Raw genomic sequence first — 5,853 nt, 5'->3', positions numbered from 1 at the left:
AATAGACAGGGATTCGCCTCGGCGCTTACCGTCAATATTTGTTTCTTCGAGCACTTGCTCAATCGTTGATTTTTGCGCTTTTCCTTCAGGCAGATTGTTAACTAAGTTATTGAGCAGCGTTTTACGACGCTGTGCAAAGCTTGCCTTGATGAGCTGAAAGAAAAAGGATTCGTTTTCCACGTCCACTGCCGGGCCGTCTCGGAGAATCAGACGGATGACTGCGGAATCGACATTAGGCTGAGGAACAAATACGGTTTTCGGAACGATCATCACCGTTTTGGCTTCTGTATAAAACTGCACCGCGATTGAAAGCGAGCCGTATTCCTTAGATGAAGGATCAGCCGCCATGCGCTCAGCCACTTCTTTTTGCAGCATGACCACAATCCCTTTCAGCGGAAGGTGTTCTTCAAGCAGTTTCATGATAATCGGTGTTGTTACGTAATAAGGAAGGTTGGCAACTACCATGATCTCATCACAATCTTGAAATTGTTCTTCAATGACTGATTTGACATCAGCCTTTAACACGTCCTGATGAATGACAGTGACATTGTCGTAAGGTGACAGTGTATCCTTCAGAATCGGCAATAGTCGCTGGTCAATCTCAAATGCCACGACCTTTTTCGCCCGCTTGGCAAGCTGTTCGGTTAAAGCCCCGATTCCCGGGCCGATTTCAATGACACCTGTTTTCTCCGTCACTTCCGCGTGATCGACAATTCTGTTTAAAATGTTCGTATCAATTAAGAAATTCTGTCCTAAGCTCTTTTTAAAAGAAAAACCGTATTTCTTCAGTATCTCTTTCGTTCTAATCGGTGTCGCAATATCTTTATTCATTCTGTTCCTCCCGCATAACGGTATCGAGCGCACTCATAAAATCACTTTTTTTAATTTGAAACATTTGCAGCCGTTTTTGAAGCTGTTTGCCATTTGTATAGCCGATTTTCAACAGATCACCCAGTCGTTCCCGGCGGCGTTTGGCCGCAGGTCCGCCTATTAGTCCGGCATGAATCAAATCCTCAGCTGAAATGTCACTCGGCTGCGCTTCCATCTCCTCATGCACATTTTCTAAACATGCCCTAATGCTTTCAACCGATGCATGCTCCACACCAATTCCCCGCTTGTTTTTAGGTTTGGCAAGATGCTTTGGCAAAAATGCATGCTTACAGCCGGGTACAGCCTCTGAGATGGTTTTGCGAATCTTCTCTCCCGGAAAGTCCGGATCCGTTAAAATAATGACGCCTCTGGTCTTCTGGGCCAAACGGATTTGGTCAATCACATGATCATCGATGGCTGAACCATTTGTTTCAATTGTGTCTGCATCAACAGCCAATTTGATGCGGGCCGTATCGTCACGCCCCTCGACCACAATGATCTCTTTAATTTTCATTATTTCCTCCAAGACAAAATAAAAACTTTTGTATATTCATGAAACTTTTTCTTATATCGAGCGTCTAATAAGCAGAAAATGCACTTTGTCTATTATAACGAAAAAAACAGAGGGCGCAAAACCCTCTGAATACATAAGTATATATTAATTTAAGATTTTAATTTTGACTGTTTTATTTCCCCATCGGTACGCCGATGATTTCTCTGGGAAAAAGACGTCTATTTTGTTCCCTTTAATCGCTGAACCGGTATCTGCAGCAATGGCATATCCATAGCCTTCCACGTGGACTTTGGAGCCTAGCGGAATGACATTTGGATCCACAGCGATGACTTTGGCATTCGGATTATTTTTTAAATTGACGCCTGTCGCTGTATGTCCTGAACAACCGCTGCAGCTTGCCGTATAAGCCGTAGATGATACAGTCATGACTTTGCCTGTTGATTCATTGCTGCGGGACACAACTGTTTTTGAATCACCTGAAGCACTGACCGTTTCAACTTTTGGACTGCTTTGCTTTGTGCCGACAGCAATCACTTTATCTTTGCTTTGTTCAGCTGTTTCTTCTTTTACAAGCTCTCTGGACACTTCTTTACCGTTTTCTTTAACGACTTCGAAATGTTTTTTTAGCTTGCCTTCTTTTCCTTTTTGGACGACCTTTTCTTTCCCTTTTTCAAGAGAAGCGTCTTCTTGCTTTTTCACATCGAACGCAATCTTCTCTTCAACTACATCGGTGACCTTTTCGATACGAGTAATTGTAATATCAGCCTTTCCTTTCGTCAGCTTTGCATCTAACGCAGGCTTGATTTTATCTTCGTCTTTTATGTTCATCTTTTGCTGTTTTAAAAAGTCAGCGACCGTAGTCGAAGTCGTCCAGATCTTCTTTTGTTTCCCTGCATCATTCACAGTAACCTGAAATGCGGGCTCTATGTTAATCTTCATGTCTTTCGAAATATCTGTATCTATTGCGGGATCAATTTGATCTTGGTCTTTCACATCAACATCTTGTTCGTCCAGTAATGCACCGACCGTTTTTGCTGTTGACCATAATGTCTTTTCTTCCCCGTTTATTGTAAGCTTCACAGGTTTTGCAGCCTCATACACAACGTCCATGTCTGCTGTTATCTTTGTCTGTTTAGCAGGTGTGATCTTGTCTTCGTCTCTTGTCTTTATATCAAGCGTCTCCAAAAGATCACCGACTGTATTTGCATGTGTGCGTATATGTTTCTTTTTGCCATTGATAGAAACTGAGACTGATTGTTTCGTCAGCTCATGAGCCGCGTACGCAGTCCCGCTTCCTGCCAAAAGCAAACAAGCAGCAACCAGAATGACTTTGCTTTTGCTAAGCTTTACGGAAAACAGCTTTTTCATTTTTTGTGTGATGAAAAACGCCTCCTTCTCCTCGGAGAGATTATATAGAGTATCTAAAAGGCTGTCAACCCTCCCTTCTCTTTCTCCCAAAAGCTCAGTGTCTTCTTCATTATCCTGAAATACACTGAGAAACGGAAGAAAGACTTGTCGACAAACCTATCCTATGAGGAGAAGAAAGCATGTAGAACTTTTATAGAAAAACGCTGTAAGGGACAAGCTCTTACAAAACCCGCTAGCGTTTTTTGTCAGTTTATACGGAAAAGTCTTTTCGCATTTTCAGTCGTGATGGAAGCAATCTCTTCAAAGTTCATTTCTTTTAATTCGGCGATTTGTTCTGCCACATATTTCACATAGCTTGGCTCATTTCTTTTCCCGCGGAAAGGGTGCGGTGTGAGAAACGGGCAGTCCGTTTCAATCAGCAGCCGGTCATTGGGAATTTCCTTCACTACTTCCTTCGGTTTCTTCGCATTTTTAAATGTCACCGGTCCCCCAAATGATAAATAAAAATTCATTTTCATGCATTCTCTTGCCACTTCCGCACTTCCTGTAAAGCAGTGCATGATTCCGCCCACAGCTTCTGCGCCTTCCTCTTTCAAAATGGTCACGACATCCTCCGTTGCATCACGGTTATGAATGATAATAGGCAAATTGACCTCTTTCGCTAAGGCGATTTGTTTTCTAAACACCTCTTTTTGAATATCTTTAGGTGATTTATCCCAATGATAATCCAGTCCCATTTCCCCTATTGCTACCACTTTCTCATGAGCAGAAAGCTCTTTAATCCACGCTAAGTCTTCCTCTGTCATGTCAATAGCGTCAACAGGGTGCCAGCCAATGGCTGCATAAATAAAATCATATTCCTCAATCATTTCCATCGCACGGGTAATCGTCGGACGGTCAAAACCAACTACGACAATTCGTTCAACTTTTTCAGCTTTTGCCCGTTCAATAACCTCATCCAGATCAGTATCATATTGTTCTGCATTTAAATGCGCGTGAGTGTCAAACAACATAAGTGAAAAACTCCTTTCTTGTCGAAACACAAAAGGTGTTCGACGAATTGTTACACGTGAAACACCTTTTGTTTTATCATTATTTAATTCTTGTGCCTTTTGGTAACGACTGATCGATAGACACGACCTTTAAAACGCCGTCTGCTTCTCCTGCAAGGATCATACCTTGAGAAAGCTCTCCTCTGAGTTTAACCGGTTTTAGATTTGTTACACAAACGAGTTTTTTTCCAACAAGCTCTTCAGGCGTATAATGCTTCGCAATACCGGATACCACTTGGCGCTTTTCAAAACCAAGATCAAGCTGCAGCTTCAATAAACGGTCTGCTTTTTTCACTGGCTCTGCCTCAATGACCTCAGCTACGCGAAGCTCTACATCCATGAATTGATCAATCGTAATTTCAGGTAAACGATCGACCTCTTGAGGCTCTTCTTCTTTTGTTTCTTCTTTCGCTGGTGCTGAACCTTGCATTTTCCCTTTGATGTAAGCAATTTCTTCTTCTGCCTCTAAACGAGGGAACAATGGCTCGCCTTTTTGTACTTTTGTATCTTTCAGCTGGCCGAAAGTTGTAATGCTGTCCCAAGCTTTTAAAGATTCATCAGTAATGCCCAGCTGCTCGAACATTTTTTCAGGTGTTTTTGTTAAGAATGGCTGAAGCAGTACCGCTGAAATACGCAATGATTCAGCGAGATGATACATAACTGATCGCAATTCTTCTTCTTTTGCCGGATCTTTCGCAAGCACCCATGGAGCTGTCTCATCAATGTATTTGTTTGTGCGGCTGATGAGCTGCCATAAAGTCGAAAGTGCTACCGAGAACTCCATATTTTCCATTGCTTTCTCATAAGCTTTCACTGTTTCTTCAGCAACCGAAGTGAGCGTTTGGTCAAATTCCGTAACAGCACCTTTGTAAGAACCAATTTGTCCGTCAAAATACTTATTGATCATCGCAACAGTACGATTCAATAGATTTCCTAAATCATTCGCTAAATCATAGTTGATTCGCTCAACAAATCCTTCCGGCGTGAAAACACCGTCAGATCCGAACGGCACTTCACGAAGCAGGTAATAGCGAAGCTCGTCTAAACCATAGCGTTCAATTAATGTAACCGGATCTACAACGTTTCCTTTTGATTTCGACATTTTTCCGTCTTTCATCAAAAGCCAGCCATGCGCGAATACCTGTTTCGGCAGCGGAAGATCCAGAGCCATCAGCATAATTGGCCAGTAAATGGTATGGAACCGTACAATCTCCTTACCGACTAAATGAACATCGGCAGGCCAATATTTTTGATAAAGCTCATCATTTTCTGTATCATAACCAAGTGCCGTTAAATAGTTAAATAGTGCGTCAATCCAAACATATACAACATGCTTTGGATTTTCCGGCACCTTCACGCCCCAATCAAAAGTGGTACGTGATACTGCCAAATCCTCAAGTCCAGGTTTGATAAAGTTATTAATCATTTCGTTTTTGCGTGATTCTGGCTGAATGAATGTCGGGTTTTCTTCATAGTATTTCAGAAGGCGATCCGCGTATTTCCCCATGCGGAAGAAATAAGATTCCTCTTTGATCAATTCAACTGGGTGACCGCTGTCAGGGCTTTTTCCGCCGATGACCTCTCCCTTTTCATTCCGCTCAATATCAACGAGCTGAGTTTCCGTGTAGAACGTTTCATCGGGGATGCTGTACCAGCCTTCATACTCATCAAGATAGATGTCCCCGTTATCAAGAAGCTTTTGAAACACCTTTTCAATGACAACTTTATGCCGTTTTTCTGTCGTGCGGATAAAGTCGTCGTTTGAGATTTCAAGCTGCTTCCACAGTTTTTGAATATCTGCCGCTGCGCGATCCACATACTCCTGAGGTGTAATGTTTTCCTGTTCAGCTTTTTGCTGGATCTTTTGTCCATGCTCGTCCGTTCCCGTTAAATAGCGAACATCGAACCCTTTTAATCTTTTGTAACGTGCCATTGCATCTCCCGCGACTGTCGTATATGCATGGCCGATATGTAATTTTCCGCTCGGATAATAAATCGGTGTTGTAATATAAAATGTATTGTTTTCTTGCGGCATCTTGAAACCTCCTA

General features: G+C 42.4%; 5 protein-coding genes. All 5 read right to left on the bottom strand.

The window, feature by feature from the left end; translation table 11 throughout:
* Positions 1-831 (bottom strand): 16S rRNA (adenine(1518)-N(6)/adenine(1519)-N(6))-dimethyltransferase RsmA (gene rsmA, locus RAC86_RS34340; RefSeq protein WP_377886601.1); only part of this gene is annotated, 831 nt, incomplete at its 3' end.
* On the bottom strand, positions 824-1,384 hold the full coding sequence (gene rnmV, locus RAC86_RS34335) for a ribonuclease M5 (RefSeq protein WP_015253010.1): 561 nt from the start codon (positions 1,382-1,384) through the stop codon (positions 824-826). The genes rnmV and rsmA, both read right to left, overlap by 8 nt.
* Positions 1,385-1,528: 144 nt before the next feature.
* Positions 1,529-2,842: a ubiquitin-like domain-containing protein gene (locus RAC86_RS34330; RefSeq protein ID WP_029726392.1), complete on the bottom strand. Its 1,314-nt coding sequence runs from the start codon at positions 2,840-2,842 to the stop codon at positions 1,529-1,531.
* 155 nt (positions 2,843-2,997) lie between these two features.
* Positions 2,998-3,765 carry a TatD family hydrolase gene (locus RAC86_RS34325; RefSeq protein WP_144453712.1) on the bottom strand — a complete coding sequence of 256 codons (768 nt, stop codon included), beginning with the start codon at positions 3,763-3,765 and terminating at the stop codon, positions 2,998-3,000.
* 79 nt (positions 3,766-3,844) lie between these two features.
* Entirely contained in the window at positions 3,845-5,839 is a 1,995-nt protein-coding gene (metG, locus tag RAC86_RS34320; RefSeq protein WP_015382561.1) for a methionine--tRNA ligase, read from the bottom strand.
* Positions 5,840-5,853 lie beyond the last annotated feature (14 nt).

The organism is Bacillus sp. LR_5, assembly GCF_042709275.1.
The sequence above is the reverse complement of the archived record's forward strand: the minus strand, read 5'-3'. Positions and strand labels throughout refer to the sequence as shown.